The sequence below is a fragment of the Micromonospora sp. NPDC023956 genome (genome assembly GCF_040639195.1).
GTDB lineage: Bacteria > Actinomycetota > Actinomycetes > Mycobacteriales > Micromonosporaceae > Micromonospora.
In genome coordinates, this window is sequence record NZ_JBEZZN010000003.1 from 461,864 (window position 1) to 488,284 (window position 26,421).

24 protein-coding genes and 1 tRNA gene are annotated in these 26,421 nt (G+C 73.1%); 20 read left to right on the forward strand and 5 right to left on the reverse strand.

Features of this window, described 5'->3' with window-relative positions:
* Positions 1-23: 23 nt before the first annotated feature.
* From AB0F58_RS08330 to AB0F58_RS08350, 5 genes are all read left to right on the forward strand, one after another.
* Positions 24-1,400 (forward strand): MFS transporter, encoded by a 1,377-nt coding sequence (locus AB0F58_RS08330; protein WP_357139776.1) that lies wholly within the window; start codon positions 24-26, stop codon positions 1,398-1,400.
* Positions 1,397-2,998 (forward strand): aminotransferase class V-fold PLP-dependent enzyme, encoded by a 1,602-nt coding sequence (locus AB0F58_RS08335; protein ID WP_357139779.1) that lies wholly within the window; start codon positions 1,397-1,399, stop codon positions 2,996-2,998. The genes AB0F58_RS08330 and AB0F58_RS08335 overlap by 4 nt, the downstream gene beginning before the upstream one ends.
* 106 nt (positions 2,999-3,104) lie before the next feature.
* Entirely contained in the window at positions 3,105-3,689 is a 585-nt protein-coding gene (locus tag AB0F58_RS08340) for an NADH-quinone oxidoreductase subunit B family protein (RefSeq protein WP_357139780.1), read from the forward strand.
* A gap of 59 nt (positions 3,690-3,748) precedes the next feature.
* The gene (locus AB0F58_RS08345) at positions 3,749-5,671 is read left to right on the forward strand and encodes a carboxypeptidase-like regulatory domain-containing protein (RefSeq protein WP_357139782.1); all 1,923 of its coding nucleotides are present in this window, start codon (positions 3,749-3,751) and stop codon (positions 5,669-5,671) included.
* Between the two features lie 123 nt (positions 5,672-5,794).
* Positions 5,795-7,111: a DUF2252 domain-containing protein gene (locus tag AB0F58_RS08350; protein ID WP_357139785.1), complete on the forward strand. Its 1,317-nt coding sequence runs from the start codon at positions 5,795-5,797 to the stop codon at positions 7,109-7,111.
* 35 nt (positions 7,112-7,146) lie between these two features.
* Here AB0F58_RS08350 and AB0F58_RS08355 read toward each other — a convergent pair whose 3' ends face one another.
* Complete coding sequence (locus AB0F58_RS08355; RefSeq protein WP_357139787.1) at positions 7,147-8,193, reverse strand: glucose 1-dehydrogenase; 1,047 nt, start codon at positions 8,191-8,193, stop codon at positions 7,147-7,149.
* A gap of 152 nt (positions 8,194-8,345) precedes the next feature.
* Between AB0F58_RS08355 and AB0F58_RS08360 the strand changes: the two genes are divergently transcribed.
* Both AB0F58_RS08360 and nuoH read left to right on the forward strand, forming a co-directional pair.
* A complete protein-coding gene (locus AB0F58_RS08360; RefSeq protein WP_357139789.1) occupies positions 8,346-9,134 on the forward strand; it encodes an NADH-quinone oxidoreductase subunit C in 789 nt (262 codons plus the stop codon).
* Positions 9,134-10,096 carry an NADH-quinone oxidoreductase subunit NuoH gene (nuoH, locus tag AB0F58_RS08365; protein WP_357139792.1) on the forward strand — a complete coding sequence of 321 codons (963 nt, stop codon included), beginning with the start codon at positions 9,134-9,136 and terminating at the stop codon, positions 10,094-10,096. Before AB0F58_RS08360 ends, nuoH begins: the two co-directional genes overlap by 1 nt.
* A gap of 128 nt (positions 10,097-10,224) precedes the next feature.
* On the opposite strand, the gene AB0F58_RS08370 is transcribed toward nuoH, so the two are convergent.
* On the reverse strand, positions 10,225-11,292 hold the full coding sequence (locus AB0F58_RS08370; protein WP_357139795.1) for a glutathione S-transferase C-terminal domain-containing protein: 1,068 nt from the start codon (positions 11,290-11,292) through the stop codon (positions 10,225-10,227).
* 207 nt (positions 11,293-11,499) lie between these two features.
* On the opposite strand from AB0F58_RS08370, the gene AB0F58_RS08375 reads away from it, so the two are divergent.
* The 9 genes from AB0F58_RS08375 to AB0F58_RS08415 all read left to right on the forward strand — a co-directional run bounded on the left by AB0F58_RS08375 (position 11,500) and on the right by AB0F58_RS08415 (position 21,349).
* Positions 11,500-11,922, forward strand: a complete 423-nt coding sequence (locus tag AB0F58_RS08375) for an ester cyclase (RefSeq protein ID WP_357139798.1) — start codon at positions 11,500-11,502, stop codon at positions 11,920-11,922.
* A 221-nt stretch (positions 11,923-12,143) separates the two neighbouring features.
* Positions 12,144-12,719, forward strand: coding sequence for an NADH-quinone oxidoreductase subunit I (locus AB0F58_RS08380; RefSeq protein WP_357139801.1), 576 nt, complete (start codon positions 12,144-12,146; stop codon positions 12,717-12,719).
* Entirely contained in the window at positions 12,716-13,255 is a 540-nt protein-coding gene (locus AB0F58_RS08385; protein ID WP_357139804.1) for an NADH-quinone oxidoreductase subunit J, read from the forward strand. The genes AB0F58_RS08380 and AB0F58_RS08385 overlap by 4 nt, the downstream gene beginning before the upstream one ends.
* Positions 13,252-13,623, forward strand: a complete 372-nt coding sequence (gene nuoK / locus AB0F58_RS08390; protein ID WP_357139806.1) for an NADH-quinone oxidoreductase subunit NuoK — start codon at positions 13,252-13,254, stop codon at positions 13,621-13,623. The genes AB0F58_RS08385 and nuoK overlap by 4 nt, the downstream gene beginning before the upstream one ends.
* Complete coding sequence (locus tag AB0F58_RS08395; protein ID WP_357139809.1) at positions 13,620-15,557, forward strand: NADH-quinone oxidoreductase subunit L; 1,938 nt, start codon at positions 13,620-13,622, stop codon at positions 15,555-15,557. Before nuoK ends, AB0F58_RS08395 begins: the two co-directional genes overlap by 4 nt.
* Before the next feature lie 34 nt (positions 15,558-15,591).
* On the forward strand, positions 15,592-17,145 hold the full coding sequence (locus AB0F58_RS08400) for an NADH-quinone oxidoreductase subunit M (RefSeq protein ID WP_357139812.1): 1,554 nt from the start codon (positions 15,592-15,594) through the stop codon (positions 17,143-17,145).
* A gap of 184 nt (positions 17,146-17,329) precedes the next feature.
* Positions 17,330-18,796, forward strand: a complete 1,467-nt coding sequence (locus AB0F58_RS08405; protein ID WP_357139814.1) for a proton-conducting transporter membrane subunit — start codon at positions 17,330-17,332, stop codon at positions 18,794-18,796.
* Between the two features lie 145 nt (positions 18,797-18,941).
* Positions 18,942-19,817 (forward strand): zinc metalloprotease HtpX, encoded by an 876-nt coding sequence (gene htpX / locus AB0F58_RS08410; protein ID WP_357139817.1) that lies wholly within the window; start codon positions 18,942-18,944, stop codon positions 19,815-19,817.
* Positions 19,818-20,083: 266 nt separating this feature from the next.
* On the forward strand, positions 20,084-21,349 hold the full coding sequence (locus tag AB0F58_RS08415; protein WP_357139820.1) for an MFS transporter: 1,266 nt from the start codon (positions 20,084-20,086) through the stop codon (positions 21,347-21,349).
* 169 nt (positions 21,350-21,518) lie between these two features.
* On the opposite strand, the gene AB0F58_RS08420 is transcribed toward AB0F58_RS08415, so the two are convergent.
* Together AB0F58_RS08420 and AB0F58_RS08425 are read right to left on the reverse strand one after the other, a co-directional pair.
* A complete protein-coding gene (locus tag AB0F58_RS08420) occupies positions 21,519-22,112 on the reverse strand; it encodes a GNAT family N-acetyltransferase (protein ID WP_357139823.1) in 594 nt (197 codons plus the stop codon).
* A gap of 142 nt (positions 22,113-22,254) precedes the next feature.
* On the reverse strand, positions 22,255-22,749 hold the full coding sequence (locus AB0F58_RS08425) for a YajQ family cyclic di-GMP-binding protein (protein ID WP_357139826.1): 495 nt from the start codon (positions 22,747-22,749) through the stop codon (positions 22,255-22,257).
* Positions 22,750-22,925: 176 nt separating this feature from the next.
* Here AB0F58_RS08425 and AB0F58_RS08430 point away from each other — a divergent pair.
* Both AB0F58_RS08430 and AB0F58_RS08435 read left to right on the forward strand, forming a co-directional pair.
* Positions 22,926-23,009: transfer RNA gene (locus AB0F58_RS08430), tRNA-Tyr, on the forward strand.
* 197 nt (positions 23,010-23,206) lie between these two features.
* The gene (locus AB0F58_RS08435) at positions 23,207-24,463 is read left to right on the forward strand and encodes a PP2C family protein-serine/threonine phosphatase (RefSeq protein ID WP_357139829.1); all 1,257 of its coding nucleotides are present in this window, start codon (positions 23,207-23,209) and stop codon (positions 24,461-24,463) included.
* Here the strand turns inward: AB0F58_RS08435 and AB0F58_RS08440 are convergent, their stop codons facing one another.
* The gene (locus AB0F58_RS08440; RefSeq protein WP_357139832.1) at positions 24,464-24,826 is read right to left on the reverse strand and encodes an STAS domain-containing protein; all 363 of its coding nucleotides are present in this window, start codon (positions 24,824-24,826) and stop codon (positions 24,464-24,466) included.
* A gap of 202 nt (positions 24,827-25,028) precedes the next feature.
* On the opposite strand from AB0F58_RS08440, the gene AB0F58_RS08445 reads away from it, so the two are divergent.
* Together AB0F58_RS08445 and AB0F58_RS08450 are read left to right on the forward strand one after the other, a co-directional pair.
* Positions 25,029-25,451 carry an ATP-binding protein gene (locus AB0F58_RS08445; protein ID WP_357139835.1) on the forward strand — a complete coding sequence of 141 codons (423 nt, stop codon included), beginning with the start codon at positions 25,029-25,031 and terminating at the stop codon, positions 25,449-25,451.
* A gap of 155 nt (positions 25,452-25,606) precedes the next feature.
* On the forward strand, positions 25,607-26,350 hold the full coding sequence (locus tag AB0F58_RS08450) for a class I SAM-dependent methyltransferase (RefSeq protein WP_357139838.1): 744 nt from the start codon (positions 25,607-25,609) through the stop codon (positions 26,348-26,350).
* The last annotated feature ends 71 nt before the right edge of the window (positions 26,351-26,421 follow it).

The window sequence follows — 26,421 nt, forward strand, 5'->3', positions numbered from 1 at the left end:
CAATGTGAGTACCATTCGGCTCCATGAGCGCGCCGCCGGCTGAGCTGCCCCGTCGGGTGCACCTCGGTTACGCCCTGGGCTCCCTGGCGACCGGGGCCTTCGGCACCGTCCCGGGGCTGCTGCTGCTGCCGTACCTCACCGACACCCTGGGTGTGGCGGCCGGCGTGGCCGCCCTGCTGGTGCTCCTGCCGAAGGCGTGGGACGTGCTGGTCAACCCGGTCGCCGGGCGGATCTCCGACCGGACCCGGTCCCGCTGGGGTGCGCGCCGGCCGTACCTCCTCCTCGCCGGGGCCGCGCTCGCCGTGCTCTTCGCCGCGATCTTCGCCGCACCGTTCGGCACCGGCCCGGCCGCCGCGGTGTACGTCGCGGTCGCCTTCCTGGCCACCGCGACCGCGTTCGCCTTCTTCCAGGTGCCGTACGTGGCGATGCCGGCCGAGCTGACCGGCGACTACGCGGAGCGGACCCGGCTGATGAGCTGGCGGATCGCCGTCCTGGCGGTCGCCATCCTGGTCTCCGGGGCGGTCGCGCCGCTGGTGGTCACCGCCGGTGGGGACGGGGTTCCCGGGCACCGCTGGATGGGGCTGTTCGTCGCGGCCCTGATCGTGACGGGCGCAGTCGGGGCGTTCCTCGGCACCCGGGGCGCCCCGGCCGGTGAGGTCGGCCAGAGCGAGCCGACGCTGCGCGCGCAACTCGCCGTCGCCGGCCGCAACCGTCCGTTCCGGGTGCTGCTGATCTGCTTCGTGGTGCAGTCGGCCGGGGTGGCCACCATCCTCGCCGGGGTCAACTACTTCGCCGACCAGATCCTGGTCGAACCGGAGACCGGGCCGACCCTGCTGTTCGCCTGCTTCGTCGGCCCCGCCCTGCTGGTCATGCCGCTGTGGACCCGGGTCGGCGCGCGGGTGGGCAAGCGCGCCGCGCTGGTCGCCGCCTCGGTGATCTTCGCGGTCGGCGCGCTGGCGCTGGCCGCCGCACCGGTGCTGCCCCCGGCCGTGGTCTACCCGCTGGTCGCGGTGATCGGATGTGGCTACGCCGGGCAGCAGGTCTTCGCGTTGGCCATGCTCCCCGACTGCATCGCCTACGACACCGCGCGCACCGGTCGCCGCCAGGCCGGCGTGTTCACCGGGCTCTGGACGGCGGGGGAGACCTTCGGGCTCGCCCTCGGCCCCGGCATCTACGGCCTGGTGCTCCAGCTTTCCGGATACGTCTCCTCGGCGACCGGCTCGGCGGCGGCCCAGTCCGACACCGCCCGCCTCGGCGTGCTGCTCGGCTTCACCGTGCTGCCGGCGCTGCTGGTCGGCCCGGTCGTGCTGCTGCTGCGCCGCTACGACCTGACCGCCGAACGACTCGCCGCCGCCGAGCAGGTCGCCGCCGACCGCGCAGAGAAGGGGACCACCCGATGACCGACGACGCGAGGACGGCTCCGCCCGAACCGGCCAACTCCCCGGACGGACCGACCGGCGTGGTGCCGACCGACGGGACGGGCACCACACTGGCCGACCCGGCGGGCGCGGTACCGGGCGAGGCGGGGAACGCGGTGCCGTCGGCGTTGCCGGCGCGGGGCGTACCGGCGGACCAGGTGCTCGCGGAGATCGGGGCGCTGCGCGCCGCCGACCGTCCCACCCACGGTGGACGCCTCTTCGCGTACGTCTACGACCCTGCCGTGCCCGGCCTGGACGAGTTGACCGGCGCCGCGCACGCGGGCAGCGCGCACGTCAACGGGCTCGACCCGACCGCCTTCCCGTCCCTACTGGCGATGGAGAACGCGCTGGTCGGGGCGGCGGTGACGCTGCTCGGCGGTGGGCCGGGCACGGTTGCCCCGGACGCGGTGGGCAGTGTCACCAGCGGGGGCACCGAATCGCTGATCCTGGCCGTGAAGGCCGCCCGGGACGCCCGGCCCGACATCGTCGAGCCGCGGATCGTGGTGCCGGTCAGCGCGCACGCGGCGTTCGCCAAGGCGGCGCACTACCTGCGGGTGGCGCTCGACCCGGTGCCCGTCTCGCCGGAGACGCTGCGGCCGGAGGTGGCCGACGTGGCCGCCGCGATCCGCCCGGAGACCGTACTGGTGGCCTGCTCCGCGCCCTCGTACGCGCACGGGGTGCTCGACCCGGTGGAGCAGATCGCGGCGGTGGCCGCCCGGTCCGGGGTGCGCTGCCACGTGGACGCCTGTTTCGGCGGCTGGACGCTGCCCTACCTGCGGCGACTCGGCCTGCCGGTGCCCCCGTTCGACCTCTCGGTGCCCGGGGTCACCTCGATCTCGGTGGACCTGCACAAGTACGCCTACGCCCCGAAGGGCGTCTCGGTGCTGCTGCACCGGGATCCGGCGCTGCGTGCCCCGCAGTACTTCGCCTTCGCCGACTGGCCCGGCTACACGATGATCAATCCCGGGATCGCCTCCACCCGGTCCGGCGGGCCGATCGCCGCCGCGTACGCCACCCTGCGGCACATCGGCGACGCCGGTTACGTGGAGTTGGCCGCCCGTACCGTCGAGGCGGTCCGCCACCTGGCGGCGTCGGTGCGGGCCACCGGCGGGTTGCGGCTGATGGCCGAACCGGAGTCCACCGTCGTCTGCTTCACCAGCACCGACCCCGGGCTCGACCTCTTCGTCCTGGTCGACGAGCTGACCGCGCGGGGCTGGCACACCCAGCCCCAGATGGCGTACGGCGAGCTGCCGGCGAGCGTCCACCTGACCGTCACCGCCTCGGTGGCCGCCCGGGTGGCCGAGTTCCGCGAGGATCTCGCCGGCGCGGTGGCGGCGACCCGGGCGGCCGGCCCCCTCACGTTGCCGGCGGAGGTGCTGGCGATGGCGTCCGACCTGCCGCCCGAGGCGCTCACCCCGGACCTGGTCGCCGGGCTGGCCGCCGGTCTCGGCCTGGCCGGCGGCACCGGCCTGCCGGACCGGATGGCCCCGGTCAACGCCCTGCTCGACGCCGCGCCGCCGGCCCTGCGGGAACGGCTGCTGACCGAGTTCGTCGGCTTGCTCCAGCGTCCGACGTACTGAACCACCGGGACGTCCCCGCCCGGACCGGCCGTCGCGCCGATTGCCGGCGGAGGCTGCCGGAGTGCTGTGGTTGACTGTGATCCGGGGACACGGGAGGGAGGCCGGCGTGCAGTTGCCGGGAGTGCTCGGTGAGCCGATCCGGTTCGTGCTCAACTGGGGCCGCCGCTACTCGCTCTGGGTGTTCAACTTCGGGCTGGCCTGCTGCGCGATCGAGTTCATCGCGACCAGCATGGGCCGGCACGACTTCATGCGGCTCGGCGTGATCCCCTTCGCGCACGGTCCCCGGCAGGCCGACCTGATGGTGGTCTCCGGCACGGTCACCGACAAGATGGCGCCGGCGATCAAGCGCCTCTACGACCAGATGCCCGAGCCCAAGTACGTCATCTCCTTCGGGGCCTGCTCCAACTGCGGCGGGCCGTACTGGGACTCGTACTCGGTGACCAAGGGGGTCGACCAGCTCATCCCGGTCGACGTCTACGTGCCCGGCTGCCCGCCCCGACCGGAGGCGCTGCTGCACGGCATCCTGCGCCTCCAGGAGAGGATCGCCGCCGAGCAGTCCGGGATCGGCGGGGTGCCGCGCCCGGACCCGCTGGCCTCCCCGGCGGACGGGCCGCCGCCGGGCGCCGCGCCGCCGCCCCGCCCGGTCGAGTCGCTCACCGCACCGGTGGTCCGCCCGCCCTCGGAGCACTGACCCCCGAGCGCGGGAAAAGGGTCCTTGGATATCGCTGATCTTCGCTATGGTCCCTCACCATGAAGATCTTGCGGGCGACGGGGGCCGCCGTGGCGGCGCTCGCCCTGATTCCACTACTCGCCGCACCGGCGGCTGCCGACACCGCCGGCTACACCGGTCTGGTCAGCGACACCGGGGGCACCCCGATCGCGGGGGCCTGCCTGGCTCTGCACACCACGGCCACCGAGGTCGCGGCGGAGTTCTGCACGGACGCCAACGGCCGCTACACGATCAGCGGCGTGCCCACCGGTGTCGGCTACAAGATCCGGACGTACGCGGACGGCTTCCGTACCCGGTGGTGGCACGACGAGCCGGACCACCACAACGCGGAGACGGTGTGGATTCCGACGTCCAGCCTCGTGGACCGGGACCTGACCCTGGGGCAGGGCGCGGGCACGATCCGGGGCCGGATCACCGACCCGAGCGGTACGCCGGCCGACGCCACGGTCACCGTGCGCGACGTCGGCGGTTCCTTCGACGCCAGCGCCTACACCTGGGACCTCGGTGACGGCCGGTACGAGATCGGCAACCTGGCTCCCGGGCAGTACCGGATCTCGGTCTACGACAATTTCCGGGGCACCCAGTGGTTCCCGCAGAAGGAGACGCAGGACGACGCCGGCCTCGTCACGGTCACCGACGGCGGCACCGTCGTCGCCGACGAACAGTGGTTGCCGCTCGGCGTCGTCGAGGCCACCGTCACCGACGCGGTGACCGGTCAACCGGTGCCCCGGCCCTGCCTCTACGTCCACAGCACACCGAACGGCCGACAGGCGTGCGGCACGAACGGCACCGTCCGGGTCGACGAGGTGCCGCCCGGGTGGTGGGAGGTGACCGTGAGCGGCGGTGCCTCCTACGTCGACGGCGAGTCGGGACGGCACGTCGACGTGCTCCGTGGCCAGGTCGTCCGGGCGGACACCGCACTGGCCCCGGCCACCGCCGCCGTCACCACCGTGCTGGACGCCGCCACCGGCGCGCCGGTCGGCGGGGTCTGCGTCCGCCTGGCCGCGCCGAAGTGGGGCGGACAGTCCGCGAGCATGCAGTCGTACTGTTCGACGGCGGACGGCCGCCTGGAGATCGGGCCGTTCAGCGGTGGGGGCAAGGTCCAGCTCTACGCGTACCAGCCGCGCAGCCCGTACGTCACGCCGGCGAAGTACTACGGCGCGCAGTGGGTGACCGCGAACGGCGGAACCGGGGACCAGCGGCAGGCGCTGACGGTCAAGCTGCTCGACCAGCGGACGGTCACCGTGCCGCCGATCCGGATGGATCCGCCGGGGGCGATCAGCGGGATGGTCCGCAACGCGACCACGGGGGCGGCCGTCTCCGGCATCTGCACCTACCCGTATGCGTTCCACCCGGGCCAGGGCAACGTGTGGGGGCCGAACTGCTCGAACGCCCAGGGCCGGTACACCATCTCCGACCTGGGCCCGTACCGCTGGCCGGTGGAGTTCGCGCCGACCCGGAACACCGGCTACGCGTGGCAGTGGTCCGGTGACGTGGCCGACCGGTTCAGCGCCACGCTGACCCAGGTGACCACGGGGGCCACCGCCGCGATGGACGCGAACCTGGTCGCCGGTGGCAGCGTGACCGGCACGGTGACCGAGGGGGGCACCCCGCTCGACGGTGGGTACGTCTGGACGTACAACGCGACCACCGGTGACATCGCCAGCCCGTCGTTCGTCAACATCGGGTCGAACGGGACCTTCACCATCGGCGGCCACCGCACCCAGCAGGTGTACCTGGAGTACTGGAGCCAGACCGAGGGCTGCTGGTACGCCGCCGGGGGGCGGGCCGCCACCCCCGTCGCGGTGACCGCCGGTGCGTCCACCACGATCGCGCCGACCATGACCACCACCTGTGCCCGGCACCCGGGTGACGCCGTCTCGCCGGTCCGCCGGGCCGGCGGACCGCTCGTCGCGCCGGTGCCGTCCGGCGCACCCCGCTGAACTGCGCCCCTTCGGGAGCCGCCACGGCCGGTCCGGTGGGATTCGTCCCGCCGGACCGGCCCCGGTCCACCGGACCTGACGCGATGATCACGCCGTGGCGGCCGGGGACTAGCGTGGCCGTCCATGAGCCAGACCCTGGACCGCCGTTCCGCCCACATCGTCGACGTCCTGATCGAGGAGTTCGGGGCGTCGATCGCCCTCGACCCGGCGGCCTTCCGTCGCAAGTTCCGCAAGATGGCCGCCTCGCCGTTCGCCTTCTACCGGGGCAGCGCCTCGCTCTTCTACGCCGACCAGGTCGGCGAGTACGCCGACGACCGCTTCCTCGACGAGCGGACCAGCCGGGTGTGGATCCACGGTGACCTGCACGCGGAGAACTTCGGCACCTACATGAACGCCTCCGGGCAGCTGGTGTTCAACGTCAACGACTTCGACGAGGCGTACGTCGGCCCGTTCTCCTGGGACCTGAAGCGGTTCGTGGCGAGCGTGGCGCTGATCGGGTACGCCAAGGCCCTCTCCGACCAGGTGATCGGCGACCTGGTGCAGGTCTTCGCCCGGTCGTACCTGACCGAGCTGCGGGCCATCGCGCACGGCGGGGACGACGCGATCGGCTCGATCACCCTGGAGAACGCCGACGGCGTGCTGCGTCAGGTGCTCCAGCAGGCCCGGCTGAACACCCGGGTCGACCTGCTCGCCGCGCAGACCACCATCGACAACTACGAACGCCGCTTCTCCCTCGGTGACGGGGTCTACGAGGTCGACGAGGCGACCCGGGAGGCGGTCTGCGCGGCGTTCCACCGCTACCTGGACACGCTGCCCGCGTCCACCGCCCGGCTGCGTCCGGTCGCCGCCCAGGTCAAGGACGTGGTGCTGCGCAAGGGTGTGGGCATCGGGTCGGCCGGGCTGCCGTCGTACAACCTCCTCCTGGAGGGGCACACCCAGGCGCTGGAGAACGACGTCGTCATCTACATGAAGCAGGCCCAGGTGCCCGCCGTGGCCCGGCACATCGACGACGAGCGCGTCCGCGGCTACTTCCGGCACCAGGGGCACCGGACGGCCGAGTCGCAGCGGGCCCTCCAGGCGCACGCCGACCCGTGGCTGGGCTTCACCGAGCTGAACGGGGTGGGCCAGCTGGTCGCCGAGGTCTCCCCGTACGCCGCCGACCTGGACTGGGCCGACGTCAACGAGGCGGAGGACCTGGCCGGGGTGATCGCCGACCTGGGGCGGGCGGTCGCCCGGATGCACTCGGTCGCCGACGACGAGTCCAGTCACGATCTGGTCGACTACTCCACCGAGGAGGCGATCGTCGCCGCCGTCGACGCCGACGAGCAGGGTTTCGTGACGTACCTGGTGGAGTTCGCCCACACGTACGGCCTCCAGGCCCGTCGGGACCACCAGCTCTTCGTCGACCTGTTCCGCAACGGGCAGCTGCCCGGCCTCTGAAGCCCCCGGCCGGTCCCGCCGCCTCCGGTGGCGGGTCAGCGGGCGAACTCCAGCACCACCTTGATGTCGTCCCGGCCGGGGTGGTACGCCTCGGCGTACTCCTCGACCGGGACCCGGCGGGTGACCAGGCTCTCGAGCCAGGACGAGTCGGCCCGGCCGAGGGCGCGGGCGGCCAGCTCCCAGTGCCGGCGGTTGGCGTTCACCGAGCCGAAGACGACGTTGTTCTCCAGCACCATCGCCCGGTTCAGCGCGCCCGCGTCGAAGTTGATGACGCGCCCACCGCTGGAGACTCCGGTGAGACAGACGATGCCGACCGGACCGGCCTTGCACATCACGTCCAGCACCACGCTCGGCGCGCCGGTGCACTCCAGGGTGATGTCGGGTTCGAAGTCCAGTTCGCCGACCGTGCTCGTGTGGTACGTCGCGCCGAGCGCCGCCGCCAGCGCCGGTTTCGGCCCGGTCGGGGTACGGTCCAGCACATGTACGGCCAGCCCCCGCTGGGTGGCCAGCAGCGCGGCGAGCAGGCCGATCGGACCGGCCCCGGTGACCAGGACGGTCTGCGGCTGCCACTCGCTGCGCTGGCTGATCCGGTCGATGTGGTCCCACGCCTTGGCCACCACGCTGGCCGGTTCGAGGAGCATTCCGACGTGGGCCAGGTCGGGGTCGAGCCCGATCGCGAACTTGGGCGGGATCCGCCAGCGGTCCCGCGCGAAGCCGGGCAGCGCCTTGATGCCGTGCTCGGTGTAGCGGCCGTTGCGGCACATGTCCCACTCGTCGGCCGCGCAGTTGGCGCAGGGCACCGGGTCGGGATGCCGGACGATCCCGGCGACCAGGTCGCCGGCGCGCAGGGTGCCGGTCGGGTCCTCCAGCACCCGGCCGAGCGACTCGTGCCCGAGCACCAGGCGGTCGGCCCCCGGGGGTGCCTCGCCGTACTCCCCGGCGATGATCTCGTAGTCGGTGCCGCAGATGCCCACGGCGATCGCCTCGACCAGGATCGCGCCCTCTTCGGGGTGCGGATCCGGCCAGGCCTCGTCCAGCCGTAGGGAGTTCGCCACCCCGGGTGCCACCGTTATCGCCCGCACCCCCCGATCTTCCCCGCTGCCACCCGGGCGCACACCGGGTTACCTCGATCGAGCATGCGTTGGCGGTGCGGCTCCCGACCCCGAGCAGCGCCAACCTCATGATCAACGGGTGGGGGCGGGTGCGGGGGTCGGGTGGGCCATAGGATCGGGGCATGGCGGCGGAGGAGGTCGGGCGGCGGCTGGTCGAGCTGGTCGCGGACGAAGCAGCGGTCGCGGGCGTCTCCGGCGGCCAGGCGTACGCTCGCGCGACCGTCGACGTGCCCCCGGCCCGCTGGCGGGACGCGCTGCGGGCGGCGCGGGACGACGCCGGGCTGGCCTGCGACTTCTTCGACTGGCTCTCCGCGGTGGACGAGTTGGACGCCGGCTTCGACGTGGTGGCCCACCTCTGGTCGACCACGCACCGGCACGGGATCCTGCTGCGCACCCGGATCCCCAGGGAAGCCGCCGAGGTGGCGTCGGTGGTGGACGTCTACCCGGGCGCGGCCTGGCACGAGCGGGAGACCCACGAGATGTTCGGCATCGCGTTCGCCGGGCACGAGGGGCTCCGCCCGCTGCTGCTGCCGCCGCAGTTCGAGGGACATCCGCTGCGCAAGGAGTTCGTGCTCGCCTCCCGGGTGGCCAAGCCGTGGCCGGGGGCGAAGGAACCGGGCGAGTCGGTGGCCGGCGGTGGCCGGCGGACGGTCCGCCCGCCGGGCGTTCCCGCACCGGGGGAGTGGGGGACCACACCGACCCCGGCCGGTGCCGGTGGCGTCGGCGAGGGGCCGCGCGGCGGCACGCCCGCCCGCCCCGCCCGCCGACCCCCGGGCGAGCGACCGCCCCGGGGCGACCGCCCAGACCGGCCTGCCGCCACTGACCGGCCTGCCGCCACTGACCGGCCTGCCGCTGACGGCGACCGTCCGCAGCGGCCCGCTCCGCCGGACGACGACGGGGGTGCGGTCTGATGCCGCTCTGGCTGGAGCTGACCCTGCGGGTGGTGGGGGTGCTCGCCGCCTTCCTGATCCTGCCGCTGGTGGTGGGGCAGGCGGAGCACAAGGTGATGGCCCACATGCAGGGCCGACTCGGCCCGATGTACGCCGGTGGTTTCCACGGCTGGGCCCAGCTCGTCGCCGACGGCATCAAGTTCGTGCAGAAGGAGGACATCACCCCGCGGGAGGCGGACCGGCCGGTGTTCCGGCTGGCCCCGGCGGTGGCGCTGGTGCCGTACCTGCTCGCCCTGCTGGTGATCCCGCTGGGCCCCGGTGACCTGGTCGGTCAGCCGCTGGACATCGGCCTCTTCTTCGTCCTGGCCGTGGTCGGGGTCGGGGTGGTGGCGGTGCTCATGTCGGCCTGGGCGTCGGCCAACAAGTACAGCCTCCTCGGCGGCCTGCGCGGCGCGGCCCAGCTGCTCGGCTACGAGCTGCCCCTGGTGCTGGCCGCCGCGTCGGTGGCCATGGCGGCCGGCACGCTCAGCCTGCCCGGCATCGTCGAGGCGTGGCAGCCGTGGTGGCTGCTCTGGCAGGCCCCCGCGATGGTGGTGTTCTTCGTCGCCGGGCTGGCCGAGATCCGGCGGCCCCCGTTCGACATGCCGATCGCCGACTCCGAGCTGGTGTTCGGCTACATGACCGAGTACACCGGTCTGCGCTTCGCCTTCTTCCTCCTCGCCGAGTACGTCGGCATCGTGGTGATCGCCGCGCTGACCACGGTGCTCTTCCTCGGCGGCTGGCAGGGCCCGTTCGGCGACGCGTACCTCGGTTGGCTCTGGACGCTGCTGAAGGTCTTCGCCGTCTCGTTCGTGATCATCTGGCTGCGGGTGTCGTACCCCCGGCTCCGTGAGGACCAGCTCCAGCGCCTCTGCTGGCTGGTGCTCGTGCCGGTCGCGCTCGGCCAGCTCGTGCTGACCGCCGCCGTCCGGGTCGCGACCTGACCGACCGGCACGCCCCGCCCAGGCGTCCCCGTTTCGCCGATGTCGGGGTGTCGGCGAGACCGGAAACCGCGACATCGGCGAAGAACACACCCCGACCGGGGGCGCCCGACCCGGGCGCCCGGATCGGGTCAGCGCAGCGGGGTGTGGGCGGGGTCGACCCGCTCGGCGGGCGGGGGCGGCGGGGGCGGGGTGCCGTCACCGAACGGGCGTCCGCCCAGTTCCTCGCGGCCGTGCGGGGTGAGCCAGTTCGCCAGGTCCGGCCCGAGCGGCACCACCCCGGTCGGGTTGATGTCCCGGTGCACCTCGTAGTAGTGCCGCTTGATGTGGTCGAAGTCGATGGTGTCGCCGAAGCCGGGCGTCTGGAAGAGGTCCCGCGCGTACGCCCAGAGCACCGGCATCTCGGCCAGCTTCTGCCGGTTGCACTTGAAGTGGCCGTGGTAGACGGGGTCGAAGCGGACCAGCGTGGTGAACAGGCGCACGTCCGCCTCGGTGACGGTGTCCCCGACGAGGTAGCGCTGCCCGGCCAGCCGGTCACTCAGCCAGTCCAGCCGCTCGAAGAGGCGGCGGTACGCCCGCTCGTACGCCGCCTGGCTGCCGGCGAAGCCGCACCGGTAGACGCCGTTGTTCACGTCGGCGAACACCAGCGCGTTGACCTCGTCGATCTCGGCGCGCAGGCGCTCCGGGTAGAGCTCCGGCGCACCGTCGCGGTGGTACGCCGTCCACTCCGTCGACAGGTCGAGGCTCATCTGCGCGTAGTCGTTGGTGACCACCTGCCCGGTCGGCACGTCCACGATCGCCGGCACGGTGATGCCCCGGTCGTATCCGGGGAAGCGCTTGAAGTAGGACTCGGCGAGCCGCTCGACGCCGAGCACCGGGTCCCGGCCGTCGGCGTCCAGGTCGAAGGTCCAGCTCCGCTTGTCGTGGGTGGGACCGGCCACCGCCATCGACATGGCCTCCTCCAGGCCGAGCAGCCGCCGGACGATGATCAGCCGGTTCGCCCACGGACAGGCCCGGCTCACCGCCAGCCGGTACCGGCCGGGCTCCACCGGGTAGCCGTTCCGCCCGTCGGCGGTGATCCGGGTGGCGATGTAGCGCTGGTCGCGGGTGAACTCCCCGCCGGGCTCGACGTACTTGCCCCCGGTCCGCTCCAGGACCTCGTCGTCGTTCGTCGCCGAGCCGCTGTCGGTGTCGCTCACGTAGCCCCCTCGCGGTGCGCCAGGTCGTCTGCCGCCCCCATCATGTCCGATCTTCCGACGGTCGGCGCACCGACTTCCCAGGTGCCCCGCGCCAGCCGTCGCCGTGGTCGACGCCCGGTCCGGCGCTCGGTCTGCCGGCCGTGCGCGGTACGCCGTCGCGCTCCGTCCGCCGGCCGGTGCGCGGCCGTCGCCGACTAGGCTCGGCGGGTGACCGACCTGGAGGCCCTGGCCCGTCGGCTCGTCGCCGACGTCTGGAACGACGGCCGGGCGGAGACGGCGTACGACCTCATCGCCGCGGAGTGCCCGGGGCTGGGCGGGACCGGTCCGGAGGCGACGCTGGCCTGGCACCGGGAACGCCGGGCGGCCTTCCCCGACCTCCGTTACAAGATCGTGGACGTGGCGGCCGGTGGCGACCGCGTCGCGGTGCGCTGGCGGGCGGCCGGCACCCAGACCGGACACTTCGGGCCGGTGCCGCCGACCGGGCAGGTGGTCAGCTACTCGGGGGCGAGCTTCCTGCGGTTCGACCCGCACGGCCGGATCGTGGACGTGTGGAGCGTCAACGAGCTGTTCCAGCTCCTGCTGCAACTCGGCGTGGAGGTGTTGCCGCCGGTCACCGGCCCCGGGGCGTGATCCGGGCGATCGGCAGGTGCACCGGGAACGGCTCCCCGGTGTGGACGACCGTTGCACCGCCCGGTTTCCGGGTACACCTCGTCCACCGTCGCTCTCCCGGTGTTCGTGCGGCGCGTCGTTGGTGTTCGTGCGGCGCGTCGTCCTCCCCGCCGCAGACGGTACCGGCGACAACTGCCGGGTGGTGGTCGCGCGCGCCGGGGGGCACAGGGCAGGATGACTACATGAGTGACAGCGGTGTGCCCGGAAGCGGACTGGCGAAGGGACTGGCGGTCACGCTCAAGACGATGACCCGCCGCTCGACCACCCAGCAGTACCCGGACGTGGCCCCCGAGCTGCCGCCCCGGTCCCGTGGGGTGATCGCCCTGCTGGCCGAGAACTGCACCGTCTGCATGCTCTGCGCCCGGGAGTGCCCGGACTGGTGCATCTACATCGACTCGCACAAGGAGGAGGTGGCCGTGCCCGGCGCGGCCCGCCCCCGCCAGCGCAACGTGCTCGACCGCTTCGACATCGACTTCTCGCTCTGCATGTACTGCGGCATCTGCGTCGAGGTCTGCCCGTTCGACGCCCTCTACTGGTCGCCGGAGTTCGAGTACGCCGAGTACGACATCCGGAACCTCCTCCACGACAAGGACCACCTCGGGCAGTGGATGGCGACGGTCCCGCCGCCACCCGCGCACGACCCGAACGGCGAGCCGTCCAAGGAGGAGACCACCGCCGCGCGCAAGGCCGCCGGCGGCCCCGCCGCCACGCCGACCCGGGCACGCCCCGACGCCGGCACGGAGGGGACCGGCCGGTGACCGGGGCGGACGTGCTGCTGCTCGCGCTCGGCGCGGTGGCGGTCGGTGCGGGCGCCCTGGTGGTGACCACGCGACACCTGGTCCGGGCCGGTCTTCACCTGGTGGTCTGCCTCGGCGCGCTGGCCGGGTCGTACCTCGTCCTCACCGCCGAACTGGTCGCCTGGGTGCAGGTGCTCATCTACGTCGGCGCGGTGGTGGTGCTGCTGCTCTTCGCGGTGATGCTCACCCGCGCCCCGATCGGTGCCTCCGACGACCTGGACCGGCCCGGCTGGGCCGCCGCCCTGGTCGGCGGCGGGACCGGGCTGGGGCTGAGCGCGCTGCTGATCGACGCGTACCGGTGGTCGGCGGTGGAGTTGCCCGAACCGGGCAGCGCCGAGCGCCTCGGCGGGGAGATCTTCCGCAGCTGGGTCCTCCCGTTCGAGCTGCTCTCGGTGCTGCTGCTCGCCGCCCTGGTCGGGGCGGTCGTCATCTCCCGCCCCGAGATCGGCTCGACCGGCACCGGGCGGGACGGGTCGGCGGACGGGGACGCCCGATGAGGCCGGTCATCCCGTACGTCACCGCCGCCCTGCTCTTCGGCCTCGGCGTCTACGGTGTGCTGCGCCGACGCAACGCCGTGCTGGTGCTGATGGCCGTCGAGCTGATGCTGAACGCGGTCAACCTGATCCTGGTCACCGCCGACACCACCGTCCGGGCCACCCTGCCGCACGGCGGGCAGGTCTTCGCCCTGTTCGTGATCGTCCTCGCCGCCGCCGAGATCGGCGTGGGGCTGGCCATCGTGCTCCAGCTCTACCGGCTACGGGCCACCGTCGCGGTGGACGAGGTCCCGCTCACCGAGGGGACCGACCGTCCCGACGAGAGCGACCGCACCGGGCAGGGCGACCGTCCCGAGGAGGTCGCCCGGTGAACCGCGTCCAGACCCTCGGCGCGCTGCTGCCGGCCGTACCCCTGGTGGCCGGGCTGACCGGGTTGCTGCTGGCACCCTCCCCGCGCGGCCGGGCCGACGGCGGGGCGCGGGCCCGGCGGACGGCGATCGGCCTCGGGGTGGCCGGGGCCGCCGGGACGCTGCTGCTCGCGGTGGCCCTGCTGGTCACCCTCGACGACCCGACCGACCACGCCCGGACCTGGATCGAGCTGGGCGACCTGCGGGTGACCCTCGGCGTCCGGCTGGACGGCGCGGCGGCACTGGTCGCGGTCGCGGTGGCCGCGGTCGCGCTCGCGGTGCAGGTCTACTCGGTGGCCTACCTGCGGCGGGGTCCGGACGACGACGTCGTGGTGGACCACCGCTACCCGCCCTACGCGGCGCAGATCAGCCTCTTCACCGGTGCCATGCTGCTGGTGGTGGTTTCCGGCGACCTGATCCCGCTGCTGGTCGGCTGGGAGGTGATGGGCGTCTGCTCCTACCTGCTCATCGCCCACGACCGGCGGTTGCCGCAGGCGCCGGCCGCCGCGATGAAGGCGTTCCTGGTGACCCGGGTCGGTGACGTGGGCTTCCTGCTCGGCATCGCCCTGCTCGGGGTGAGCGCCGGCAGCTTCCGGATCGCCGACGTGCTCCGCCACGACCACGCCACCGGCACGCTCACCGCCGCCTGCCTGCTGCTGCTCGCCGGGGTGGCCGGCAAGAGCGCCCAGTTCCCGCTGCACACGTGGCTGCCGGACGCGATGGCCGGTCCCACGCCGATCTCCGCGCTGATCCACGCCGCGACCATGGTCGCCGCCGGGGTCTACGCGGTCACCCGTCTGTACCCGCTCTTCGCGGCGGCCCCGGTGGCACTGGCGGTGCTCGGCGTCATGGGCGCGGTCACCCTGCTGCTCGGCGCGTTCGCCGCCACCGCCCAGGACGACCTGAAGCGGGTGCTCGCCTGGTCCACCGTCTCCCAGATCGGCTACATGACCGGTGCGCTGGCCGTCGGCTCTCCCTCCGCAGCCCTGTTCCACCTGCTCACCCACGCGGCGTTCAAGGCGCTGCTCTTCCTCGCCGCCGGTGCGGTGATCCACGCGGTCGGCACCACGCTGATGTCCGGCATGGGCGGGCTGCGCCGGACCATGCCGGTCACCTTCTGGTGCACCCTGATCGGGCTCGGCGCGTTGGCCGGGGTGCCGCCGCTGTCCGGCTTCTTCAGCAAGGAGGGCGTGCTCGCGGTCGCCGAGGACGCGGCCCGGCACGGTGCCGGTCCCGCCCCGGCCTGGGTCGGCTGGCTGGTCTGGCTGGCCGGGCTGGTCGGCGTCGCGGTCACCGCCTGGTACGCCACCCGGCTGCTGCTGCGCACCTTCCTCGGCACCAGCCGGGCCCCGCTGGCCCACCCGCACGACCCGCCGGCCCTGATGCGCTGGCCGATCCTGCTCCTCGCCGTGCCGGCCGCCCTGCTCGGCCTGGCCGGTTTCGACCGGGCCTTCGCCCGCCGGCTGCTCCTCACGCCGGCCGCCAACGCGCCGACGGACGACGTCGCACTCGTCCACCTCGGCCCCGAGCTGCTGCTGCCGGTGGCGTTGCTGCTGGCGGGGGCGGGGCTGGCCGGGTGGCGGTGGCGGCGGGACCGGGCCGCCGACCCGGCGGACACGCTCGGCCCGCTGCGGCCGGTGTTCGCCGCCGCGTTCCGGCTCGACGACGTCCAGCACGCCCTGGTGGTACGCCCGGTCGTCGGGCTGGCCCGGTTGGCGCGGTCCGGCGACGAACGGGTGGTGGACGGGGCGGTCGAGGGCAGCGGACGGGCCGCCACCGGGCTCGGCGGCGGGCTGGCCGCGCTGCACCGGGCGGCCCTGCCCCGGGCGGCGGTGGCGGTACTGGCCGGCGTCCTGCTCATCACCCTTGCCGCCGTCCTGGTCGGCGGTGTCGCATGACGGCCCGTCCGTCCCGTCCGCCCGGGGGTGTCGCGTGACGACCGGTCAGTTCCTGCTGGTGGCCGTGCTGGCGCTGCCCGCGCTCGGCGCGGCCCTGGCCGCCGCGCTGCCCGGCGATCGGGCCGGTCGGCTGGCCGGTACGGTCGCCGCCGCGCTCACCCTGGTCGCGGCGGCGCTGCTCGCCACCGGTGACCGCGGCTGGACGGCGTACGCGGCGGCCCCACCCGGGGTGCTTCCCTGGCACCGGCTCGACGTGGCCTGGGTGCCCGACCTGAACCTGCGGTTCCACCTCGGCGTGGACGGCATCTCGTACCCGCTGGTGGTGCTGACCGCCCTGCTCACCCTGCTCTGCTGCGGCTACTCGCTCTGGCGGGTGCCCGACGGCGGTCGGGGGAGCCTCCTGGTCGCCCTGCTGCTGGTGATCGAGGTCGGCATCCTCGGTACGTTCCTCGCTCTCGACCTGGTCCTCTTCTTCCTCTTCTTCGAGGTCGTCCTGCTGCCCATGTACGCGGTCATCGCCGGCTGGGGCGGTACGGGCCCGGCCGGCGCCGACGCCGCCGGCCGCCCGGCGGGCCGGGACACCGCCCGCGCGGCGGCCCGCAAGTTCGCCCTCTACACCCTCGCCGGCTCGGTGCTGCTGCTGGTCGGGGTGTACGTCGTGGTGTCGGCGGCCGGCACCGCCGACATCGTGGCGCTGACCGGCGGATCGGAGCTGTCCCGGAGCACCCAGCTCGTCGCGTTCACCCTGCTCGGGCTGGCCTTCGCGGTGAAGAGTCCGCTCTGGCCGCTGCACTCCTGGCTGCCCGACGCGCACACCCGGGCACCCACCGTCGGCAGCGTGATCCTCGCCGGGGTGCTGCTCAAGATGGGCACGTACGGCCTGGTCCGGGTGGCCGTCGGGGTGGCACCGGAGGGTGCCCGCTGGGCCGCGCCGGTGCTCGGCGTGCTCGCCGTCACGGCGATCCTCGTCGGCTCGCTGGTCTGCCTCGCCCAGAACGAGCTGAAGCGCCTCATCGCGTACTCCAGCGTGGGGCACATGGGCTTCGTGCTGCTCGGCATCGCCACGCTCACCGCCACCGGCATCCAGGCAGCCCTGATCGGCAACGTCGCGCACGGCGTGATCACCGGTCTGCTCTTCTTCCTCGCCGGGGCGGTCAAGGACCGTACCCACACCGGTGACCTGGCCGACCTCTCCGGGCTGCGGGAGACCGCCCCCCGCCTGGCCGGACTGCTCGCCTTCGCCGCGGTCGCCTCGCTCGGCCTGCCCGGTCTCGCCGGCTTCTGGGGGGAGGCGTTCGCCGTGGTGGCCGCGATCGAGGCCGGTGGGGTGCTCTGGACCACGCTCGGCGTGCTCGCCGCGGTGGGCGGGGCGCTCACCGCCGCGTACCTGCTGCGGCTGCTGCGGCGGGTCACCCACGGCCGGCCCGGTCCGGCGGTGGCGGGCCTGGCCCCGGGCATCGCCGGGGCGGAACTCGCCGCCTGGGCACCGCTGGTCCTGCTCGCCCTGGCCGTCGGGCTGGTGCCGACGCTGGTGCTCGGCGTCGCCGAAGCCCCGGTCGCCGCTCTCCTGGAGGTGGTGCATCCGTGAGCGTGAGGAGTGCAGCGCAGCGGAGCCCCGCAGTCGCGAACGAAAGGCGGGCATCCGTGAGCGTGAGGAGTGCAGCGCAGCGGAGCCCCGCAGTCGCGAACCAAAGGCGGGCATCCGTGAGCGTGAGGAGTGCAGCGCAGCGGAGCCCCGCAGTCGCGAACGAAAGGCCGGCATCGTGAGCCCGGTGACCAGCGTGGTGCAGTCCGTGGACCACGTGGCGCTGTTGCCCGGCTACCTGGCCGCCGGGACGGCCGTCCTGGTGCTCCTGGTCGACCTGCTGCTGGCCCGGCCGCGCGCCACGGTGGCGGCTGCCGTGGTCGGCGCGACGGCCACCGCGCTCGGCGCGGCTCTGGTCGGCGCGGGCGGCGACCGGGGGACATTCTGCGTCACCGACGGCTGCTCCTGGGTGGCCGACGACCGGGCGGGGCTGGTCGGAGCGGTGTTCGCCCTGCTCACCCTCGGGGTGCTGGCGCTGTCCGGTCCGCTGCTGCGCGGTGGGCGGATGCCGGTGGGGGAGTTCTGCTTCCTGCTCGCCTGCTCGATGACCGGTGGTGTGGTGCTCGGCGCGGCCGGTGACCTGATCACCCTGATCGTGGCGCTGGAGACGCTCACCCTGCCGCTCTACGTGCTGGTCGGGCTGCGCCGGGGCAGCCTGGCCGGGGCCGAGGCGGCGGTGACCTTCTTCGTGGTGAGCGTGGTGGCCACCACGGTCACCCTGCTCGGCGCTGCCCTGCTCTACGCGGTCACCGGCCGGCTGCACCTGCGTCCGCTCGGCACGGCGCTGACCGACGGCGCGGACCTGCTCGACCTGCCGCTGACCACGGTCGCGGTGACCCTGGTGGTGCTCGGGCTGGCGTTCAAGGTGGCGGCGGTGCCGTTCCACGCCTGGGCGCCGGCCACCTACGACGGCGCGCCCGTGCCGGTGGCCGCCTACCTGTCGACCGCGTCGAAGCTCGGTGGGGTGGTCGCCCTGCTCGCCGTGGTCGGCTACGCGCTGCCGGCGACCGTCACCGGGCCGGTGCTCGCCCTGTTGGCCGCGCTGACCATGACCGTCGGCAACCTGGTGGCGCTGCGGCAGCGGCGGATGGTACGGCTGCTCGCCTGGTCCTCGGTGGCCCAGGCCGGCTACATCCTCGCCCCGCTGGGCGCGTTGGCCCTGGCCGCCGGGCGCACCGCCGACGCCCGCGCGACCGCCTACGCCGCCGCCGTGGCGTACGCGGTCTTCTTCGTGGTGCTGGAACTCGCCGCCTTCGCGGGCGTGGTGGCGCTGCGCCCGCCCGGGGCGGACGGCGGCACGATCGAGCAGTACCGGGGCGTGGCGCGGCGGCACCGCTTCGCCGGGGCGGCGTTCGGGCTGGCCCTGGTCGGGTTGGCCGGGCTGCCGCCGGGGCTGGCCGGACTGTTCGCCAAGGTGACCGTGGTCCGTTCGCTGACGGCCGGCGGCTCCGGTTGGCTGGCCCTGGTGGTAGCGGTGAACGCGGTCGTCGGGCTGGCGTACTACCTGCGCGTCGCCGCGACCGTGTACGCCGCTCCGACCGGCCCGGCGCCCGCCCACCAGTCGTCACGCAGTGTCATCACCGTGTTGGCGACTGCCACCGCCGTGGCGGTCGTGCTCGGTCTTGCCCCGCAGCTCCTGTTCGATCTGGTCTAGGCGGGGGCTCCTCCTCAGGGCACTTCCCGGTGCCTTCGCGTGCCATTCTCAGGTTACTCACAGTCATGAGAGGGATGGTTGCGGGGTACCGGGTTGTTGACCCGGTTGACGGATCCCGACAGGTCCGGGCACCGAAGGAGTGATCGTGCACCACAACCGTCTCAAGACCGCCGCGCTGCTCGGTCTGCTCACCTCGCTGATCCTCGCGGTCGGCTACTGGTTCGGCGGCAGCGGTGGACTCGTCATCGCCGTCGTGGCGTCCCTGGTCATGAACGGCGTCACCTACTTCTTCTCGGACAAACTGGCCCTGCGGTCGATGCGGGCGCAGCCGGTCAGCGAGGCGCAGTTCCCGGAGCTGTACCGGATGGTCCGCGAGTTGGCGACCGAGGCGCGGCAGCCGATGCCGAGGCTCTACGTCAGCCCCACGGCCCAACCGAACGCCTTCGCCACCGGTCGTAACCCGCGCAACGCCGCGGTCTGCGTCACCCAGGGCATCACGGAGATCCTCGACTACCGGGAACTGCGGGGCGTCATCGGACACGAGCTGTCCCACGTCTACAACCGGGACATCCTGATCTCCAGCGTGGCCGCCGGCCTGGCCGGCATCATCACCATGTTGGCCAACATCGCCTGGTTCATCCCGCTCGGTGGTGGGGACGACGAGGAGAGCCCCAACCCGGCCGTGCTGCTGCTGACCATCATCCTCGGCCCGCTCGCGGCCACGGTGATCCAGTTGGCGGTCAGCCGCAGCCGGGAGTTCCAGGCGGACGCCTCGGGTGCCCAGCTCACCCGGGATCCACTGGCCCTGGCCAGTGCCCTGCGCAAGATCCACATGGGCACCCAGCGCCGGCCGCTCCCGGCCCAGGGGCAGCTGACCAGCACCGCGCACCTCATGATCGACAACCCGTTCAAGGGCGGTGGCATCGCGAACCTCTTCTCCACCCACCCGAAGATGGAGGAGCGGGTCCGCCGGCTGGAGCAGATGGCCGCGAACAGCGGGCCCGTGCAGTTCCAGCGCTGACCGTACGGCGGGGAACCGTCCCCGGCCGCCCCTGAACGGCATCCGTTCCGCCCGCGACCAGGTCCCGGTCGCGGGCGGAACCCTGTCACCCGTCCGGCCAGCCGTCCCCGGCCGGCGCGGTGGCCATTTCTCCGTGCCTCCGGGGCAGGCTAAGGTCGGAACGTCCGGCGTCAGGGTCGTAGAGCCGTCCGCCCATTACCGCGCCGCCACCCTCATCACCGCTCACCGCGGGCGCGAACGGCTGCGCCCGCAGCAGAGGAGAAACCGTGGCAGCGCTGGGTCGGTACCGTGACGTGTGGCGGATCCCCGGAGCACCGGTGTTGCTGGTCACCGGCATCATCGGCCGGCTCGGGATCGGGATGACCTCGCTGGCGCTGCTGCTGCTGGTCGAGGAGGTCACCGGACGTTACTCGCTGGCCGCCGCAGCCGGCGCGACGTACGCCGTCGCGGGCGCCGCGTGCAGCCCGGTGGCCGGTCGGGTCGCCGACCGGATCGGCCCCACCCCGGTCCTGCTCGCCACCGCCGTGGCCCACCCACTCGCCCTGGTCGGGCTGCTGCTGGCCAGCCGCTCGGGAGCCGAGGCGCTGCCCCTGATCTACGTCGCGGCCGGCCTGGCCGGTGCCACGTACCCGCCGCTCACCGCCGCGCTCCGGGGGGCCTGGAACGACCTGACCACGGTCGCCAGCGGCCGGTACCACCTGCGCAACACGGCGCTGGCCGCGGAGACCACCCTCTTCGAGGTGGTCTTCGTCCTCGGCCCCCTGCTGGTGGCCGGCTTCGTGCTGGTCGCCGACGCTCGGGCGGCCCTGGTCGGCTCGGCCCTGGTCACCCTGGTCGGTACGGGCGTGGTCGCCCTCGGCCGGGTGATGCGCAACTGGCAGCCGCACCCCCGGCACGCCCACGCCAGGGGCCTCGGCCCGCTGCGGGTGTCCGGCCTCCCCGCCCTGCTGCTCTGCGTCGCCGGCCTCGGCATCGCCTTCGGCGCGGCCGGGGTGACCGTCCCGGCGTACGCGAGCGCCTCGACCGACGGCGACGCGGAGAGCCTCGCCGGCCTGCTGCTCGCCGTCTGGGGGGTGGGCAGCGCGGTCGGGGGGTTCTGGTTCGGCACCCGCCGCCCGGCCCGGAACATGACCCGCCAGTTCGCCTGGCTGCTCGGCGGCGTGGGGGCCAGCTTCCTGGTCTTCGCGGTGATGCCCACCCCGCTGGCGCTCGGCGTGGCGCTGGTCGTCGGGGGAGCGACCATCGCCCCCGCGCTCACCCTGGAGAACACCATGGTCGGCCGGGTCACCCCGGCCGGCATGCTCAACGAGGCGTACACCTGGGTGGTGACCATGTCGGTCGGCGCGAGCGCCGCCGGCAGCGCGGTGGCCGGCCTGATCGTCGACCACGGCAGCGTGCCCTGGGCCTTCGTCTTCGCCGGCTCGGCGGTCGTCGTCGCGGCCGGGGTGGCGGGCCGCCCCGGCGGCTCCATCGCCCGCGCCGAGGCGCGGGCGGTACGCACCGAGCACGCCCTCGCCGCCGATCCGGTCTAGGACCCGTCTCGCGGAACTCGTCACCGACGCGAATCCGGGTGCAGAGCAAAGGGCGGAAACGGGTACCAGGCCGCCCAGCAGGGCATCACCCACGGTGAAGATCCGTCAACCCGCCAGCAGCGGGTGCTCAGCGTGACCTAGTCGATGGCTGGCACCCACCCGCCGGGCGTCAGTCGCCGGCGCGCACGCACTCGTCTGCACCCCGCCGGGGCAGCCGTGAGGACGGCCAGTCGAGGCCGCACGGCAGGGCCTGACCCGCCCGATCAGTCCCGCAGATCGAGCGTCCAGTGGTGGGTCCGGAAGAGCCGGTCGCGGAACGACGTCTCCCGCTCGCCGACCAGGTGAAACCCAGCCGGCGGCAGAGCCGGTTCGAGGGGGTGTTCCCGACGCCGGGGAAGGCGTGCACCACGCTCCATCGACCGCCCCGGCGGACCTCGTCCAGCACGCTCGACACCGCCCAGCGGGCCAGGCCCCGGCCCTGGTGCTCGGGAAGCACCATCCAGCCGATCTCCGCCGCCGGTGTGGCGTCGATCTCGTGCTGCGACACGGTCACCGTGCCGGCGACCGTGTCCGGCGCGGGCGAATCCACCAGGATCATCTTGACCAGGCCGGCGCCGCTGCCGACCAGTGCGAGATCGTGGCCCACCTGGGCCTCGGCCCGTTCCTCGGGGAACGGTCCGCCGAGGTGGGCCATCATCGCCGGATCGCAGCGCATCCGCACGTACGCCGGCCCGTCGCCGCTCTCGACGTCGCGTAACCGCATGCCCGTGCCTCCTGGCGTTGGCGGGCCGACCGGAGGCCTCTCCTCGTCCTGCTGACCAGACACCCCACCGACTGCCGGATGGATGGGTCGGCCGACCATTCGGCAGCCGGCCGACCGTACCGACGAACTGGCGCCGGGTGCGTCAGCGGTAGTTGGTGAACTGGAGAGCGACCCCGAAGTCCTCGGCCTTGAGCAGGGTGATGACCGCCTGGAGGTCGTCCTTCTTCTTGCCGGTCACCCGGAGCTGGTCGCCCTGGATCTGCGCCTGGACACCCTTCGGCCCCTCGTCCCGGATCTTCTTGCCGATCGCCTTGGCCTTGTCCGAGTCGATGCCCTGGATCACCTTGCAGTCGATCTTGAAGATCTTGCCCGACGCGCGGGGGTCCCCGGCGTCCAGCGACTTCATCGAGATGTTCCGCTTGACCAGCTTCTCCTTGAAGACGTCCAGCGCGGCGCGGACCCGCTCCTCGGTCTCCGCCTGGAGGCTGATCGCCTCCTCACCCGACCAGGAGATCTCCGCCCCGGTGCCCCGGAAGTCGAACCGCGTCGCGAGTTCCTTCTCCGCCTGACGGAGGGCGTTGTCGACCTCCTGACGGTCGACCTTGCTGACGATGTCGAACGACGGGTTCGCTGCCATGGCTCATGCTCCTGCTTGTCCGGCTGTCTGACTCTGCTGCGGTCGTCCTCGACCAGCGGTACGACCCCCTGACGGTACCCGGTTGTCCGGATCCCGGACCGAACCCGGTTGCACGGACCCCGGGTGGAGCCGCTATCCTTGCTCCGCTACCGCGTTACGACGTGGTGGCACGCCCTGGCGGGTTGCCCGAGCGGCCAATGGGAGCGGACTGTAAATCCGTCGCGAAAGCTACAGAGGTTCGAATCCTCTACCCGCCACCAGGTGCAGGAATGGCCCCTGATCAGCGTAAATGCCGATCAGGGGCCTTTTTCGTGATCGCCACTCTTTCGATCCGGGGCTGGCCGTTCCCACTCGTCGTGTCGCGTACGTGCCGCCAGCCGAATCTGGGCGAGCTGCCGAGGTTGCTGGGATGATCCTGTTTCCCGGCTACACCGGCCGGGTCTCGTAGGCTCGGGCCGTGGAAAGCAGCCGAGGACGGATCGTGGTGGAGATGTTGGAGGCGGCGGAGAACGCCTCGCCGGTCGAGGCGGTCGAGGCCGTCACCCGACAACTCGGTGCGGCGCTGGAGGCACGTACGATCGCGTTCCTGATCGCGGACCTCAGCGGGCGGGCGCTGGTCCGGCTGGCCCACGTGCCGTTGAAGGGGACCGGTGAGGGGCGCCGGGACGCCGACGAGGTGGCCACGGTGATGCCGTTCGACGGTGGCCCCGCCGAGCAGGCCCTGCGCACCCAGCAGGTGCAGGTGCTCGGGCAGTCCGACGGTTGGTTGGTGCTGGCGCCGGTGACCGACCGCGGTGAGGCGATCGGACTGCTGGAGATGGTTCTGCCGGACGAGCCCGATTCTCGGGTGCGGGCGGAGATCGCGCGTACCGCGCACGTGCTGGCGTTCGTGGTGATCGCGAACCGGCGGTACACCGACCTCTTCGAGTGGGGGCAACGCACCACCCCGTTCACCCTGTCCGCGGAGATCCAGCGCCGCCTGCTGCCACCCTCGTTCACCTGTGAGGCCAGTGCGTTCACCGTGTCCGGCTGGCTCGAACCGGCGGCGAGCATCGGCGGGGACACCTTCGACTACAGCCTCGCCCGGGACGCGCTGCACTTCAGCGTCACCGACGCGATGGGGCACGGGGTGGCCAGCGCGCTGACGGCCACCCTGGGCGTGGGGAGCCTGCGCAACAGTCGGCGCCGGGCGGCCAGCCTGGTGGAGCAGGCCGCTGCCGCGAACGCCGCGGTGGCCGACCACGGCGCCGTACCCGGCAGTTACGTCACCGCGGTGCTCGGCCGGCTCGACCTGCGCACCGGAATGTGCGCGCTGCTCAACGCCGGGCACGTGCCGCCGATGCTGGTACGCGACGGGGACACCCGGGAGCTGCCGTTACCGGGCAACTTTCCGCTGGGCATGTTCGCCGAGGCCGACTATCGCGCCGGCGAGATCGCGCTGCGACCCGGCGACCGCCTGGTGATCGTCACCGACGGCGTGCGGGAGCGCACCGCGGCCAGCCTGGACCTGCCGACCCTGTTCCGGTCGATCGCCGATCTGCACCCGCGCGAGGCTGTCCGGGCGTTGGCCGACGCCGTACTCGAGGTCAGCGGGCCGACCCTGGCCGATGACGCCACCCTGCTGATCCTCGACTGGCACGACGGGCACAGCGAGGACCGGCGGACCAGCGCCGGCGCCGACCAGGCGCGCGCCAGCGCCGCGCTGCCCGACTGACTACCCGCCGGTGGCGTCCTCCGTGGACGGCATGTCCGCTTCGGCCGCCCGCACGCTCTCGTAGACCTGGATCACCCGATCCACCGACGTCACCGTGAGGACGTTGCGGACGGGGGGCTGCACTGCGGCGAGACTCAGCCGACCGCCGACGTCCCGCAGCGCCTTGAACGTCACCACCAGGGCGCCCAGTGCGCTGGAGTCCATGAACCCGACGCCGGCCATGTCCACCACCACCTGACGGTCGCCGGCATCGACCAGCCGTTGCAGGCCCTCGCGCAACTGCGGGGACGTCGCCATGTCCAGCTCGCCGCGCACCTCCAGCACGGTGCAACCCCGGCCTGGCCGGATCGAGACCAGATCCACGACAATCTCCCCACGCCGATGATTCCCGCCCACCCTAGTGCGCCCGGCGGGCGAACCGCTGCCGGACGTACGTCGAGCCCACGCCCGGACCGTTTCACCTCCGCGCTGTCGGGTAGTGCTGATCACAATCGGAGGTTCCCGCCTTAGGGTGTTACGCAGTAGCCCGGCGGGTTCACGCACGGGACGGGGGAGGAGCTACGCGATGCGGGTGAGCATGACGCTGTCGCTCCCGCGCCAACCGTCCTCGGTGACCCGTGCCCGCCACGTGCTCACCACCCTGCTGAGCCTCACCGAGGCCGACGAGGAAACCCGGGGGCAGCTCGCCGTGCTGATCACCGAGGCGTGCGCCAACGCGGTGGTGCACGCCGATTCTGACAGCGCCGTCGACATCGCCATCACCATCGACGACCACGTCTGCCTGCTCGAAGTCGGCAACCGGGGCAGCACACCCAACGGCGGTGGACTCGAGGCCAACCTCCCCGACCCGCTCACCGTCGGCGGCCGTGGACTGCCTCTGATCGCCGCGCTCGCCGACACCGCCGCCTTCGTCGTCGGGTCACCCGACCAGGTGCTGCTACGCATCGCCAAGCACCTCACCGAGGTACCGACAGCACCGGTCCGATGACCGGAACGGCCGCGTCGGTCGCGCCGGGTCCGGAATGAACCCGGCCTCCGGTGACCGGGCGTCCGTACGAGCGGCGGCGTTGCGGCACCCGCCGCTCGCCGTCCGGTGGCGAAAACCGGTGGACATCGCATCCACGTCCGGCGATGGTCGACGGTATGCGCCAGGAGGACGTCTGGGACGTCGACACCGCCCGGAACTACGACACGCCCGGCACCGGCATGTTCGCCCCGGAGGTGCTCGGCCCGACCGTCGACCGCCTCGCCGAACTCGCCGGCGGCGGTCGGGCGGTGGAGTTCGCCATCGGCACCGGCCGGGTGGCCATCCCGCTCGCCGGACGGGGGGTGTCCGTCACCGGCGTCGAGCTGTCCCGTCCGATGATCGACCAACTGCGGACGAAGGTGGACGAGGACACCATCCCCGTGGTCGTCGGCGACATGGCGACCACCCGTGCGCCCGGCGAGTTCTCGCTGGTCTACCTGGTCTTCAACGCGATCTCCAACCTGCTCACCCAGGCCGAACAGGTCGCCTGCTTCCGCAACGCCGCCGGGCATCTCACCCCGGGTGGGCGGCTCGTGATCGAGTTGTGGGTGCCGGAGCTGCGCAAGCTCCCGCCCGGTCAGTCGGCCCTGGTCTGGAACTCCCAACCCGACTACATCGGCCTGGACACGTACGACGTGCTGCGCCAGCACGTCGTCTCGCACCACTTCAGCTTCGGGACGGGGCGGCAGGCGACCCTGGGCCGAAGCCCGCACCGCTACATCTGGCCCGCCGAGCTGGACCTGATGGCGCAACTGGCCGGCTTCGAGCTGGAGAGCCGGCATGCGGACTGGGACGCCTCCGAGTTCACCGCCGACTCACGTTCGCACGTCTCCGTCTACCGTCTCCCGCCGGCCGACTGACCGTACGTCGACGCCCGCCACCCGCCCGTCGCCCGCCGCGGTCGAAGCCGCGCAGGGCCAGCCTGATCCGG

What these genes read in the sequence shown, in the direction of transcription:
- nuoH (WP_357139792.1), top strand. Translation starts at nt 9,134, where the DNA reads ATGCCGCTCTGGCTGGAGCTGACCCTGCGGGTGGTGGGGGTGCTCGCC.
- AB0F58_RS08345 (WP_357139782.1), top strand. Translation starts at nt 3,749, where the DNA reads ATGAAGATCTTGCGGGCGACGGGGGCCGCCGTGGCGGCGCTCGCCCTG.
- AB0F58_RS08380 (WP_357139801.1), top strand. Translation starts at nt 12,144, where the DNA reads ATGAGTGACAGCGGTGTGCCCGGAAGCGGACTGGCGAAGGGACTGGCG.
- AB0F58_RS08350 (WP_357139785.1), top strand. Translation starts at nt 5,795, where the DNA reads ATGAGCCAGACCCTGGACCGCCGTTCCGCCCACATCGTCGACGTCCTG.
- AB0F58_RS08450 (WP_357139838.1), top strand. Translation starts at nt 25,607, where the DNA reads ATGCGCCAGGAGGACGTCTGGGACGTCGACACCGCCCGGAACTACGAC.
- AB0F58_RS08360 (WP_357139789.1), top strand. Translation starts at nt 8,346, where the DNA reads ATGGCGGCGGAGGAGGTCGGGCGGCGGCTGGTCGAGCTGGTCGCGGAC.
- AB0F58_RS08330 (WP_357139776.1), top strand. Translation starts at nt 24, where the DNA reads ATGAGCGCGCCGCCGGCTGAGCTGCCCCGTCGGGTGCACCTCGGTTAC.
- nuoK (WP_357139806.1), top strand. Translation starts at nt 13,252, where the DNA reads ATGAGGCCGGTCATCCCGTACGTCACCGCCGCCCTGCTCTTCGGCCTC.
- AB0F58_RS08420 (WP_357139823.1), bottom strand. Translation starts at nt 22,112, where the DNA reads ATGCGGTTACGCGACGTCGAGAGCGGCGACGGGCCGGCGTACGTGCGG.
- AB0F58_RS08425 (WP_357139826.1), bottom strand. Translation starts at nt 22,749, where the DNA reads ATGGCAGCGAACCCGTCGTTCGACATCGTCAGCAAGGTCGACCGTCAG.
- AB0F58_RS08335 (WP_357139779.1), top strand. Translation starts at nt 1,397, where the DNA reads ATGACCGACGACGCGAGGACGGCTCCGCCCGAACCGGCCAACTCCCCG.
- AB0F58_RS08445 (WP_357139835.1), top strand. Translation starts at nt 25,029, where the DNA reads ATGCGGGTGAGCATGACGCTGTCGCTCCCGCGCCAACCGTCCTCGGTG.